General features: G+C 65.4%; 1 protein-coding gene and 1 pseudogene. Both read left to right on the forward strand.

The window, feature by feature from the left end; translation table 11 throughout:
* A pseudogene (locus ABD323_RS44160) lies at positions 1 to 304 on the forward strand (hypothetical protein); the annotation flags it as partial.
* 60 nt (positions 305 to 364) lie between these two features.
* A partial coding sequence (locus ABD323_RS44165) for a hypothetical protein (RefSeq protein ID WP_344447633.1) occupies positions 365 to 584 on the forward strand: 220 nt, incomplete at its 3' end.

The following is a 584-nucleotide window of genomic DNA, read 5'->3' on the forward strand; positions in this document are numbered from 1 at the left end:
GCTCGACGTGTACACCGAGCACGAGCAGTTGATCGACAATCAGGACGAGCGGCTGCGGCGCGCGCTCGGCCGGCTGCGGGCCGTCCTGGAAGAGGCGTACGGACGCCGTATCACTTTCGTCGGCGAGGACCGGCCTGCGAGCGGGATGCGCATCTTCAACCGGGCAGGAGACGTCCACGGCGTCTCCCGCGCCCTAAAGGCCGGCCGCGTTTCCATTCTGGCGAACATCGACGTCGAGCACACCGCGCAGATCGTCCGTCCCGGCGCGGAGATGACCAGCGTCGAGATCGACGACCTGCTCTGACGTCAAGGCCAGAAGAGCACTTGCCACACAGCAACGACAGGGAACCCCATGGAACCTGCCATGCCCACCGAGCCTTTCGAGTCCGGTGAAACCGCACGCGAGGACTCCGCTATCAGCGAGGCCCGGAGAGTGCTGCGGGCCGCAGTCTCCGAGCTGCGGCAGGAGGCACTGTTCAACTTTGGTGAGATGACCGCGGTGAAACTCACTGCGGTCCTCGGCCAACTGCTGGAACATTCGGAGCTTCCCCACCGCTACCTGAAGACCGTCCGCGCGGTCTTCG

Source organism: Kitasatospora nipponensis (assembly GCF_039528135.1).
Classification (GTDB): domain Bacteria; phylum Actinomycetota; class Actinomycetes; order Streptomycetales; family Streptomycetaceae; genus Kitasatospora; species Kitasatospora nipponensis.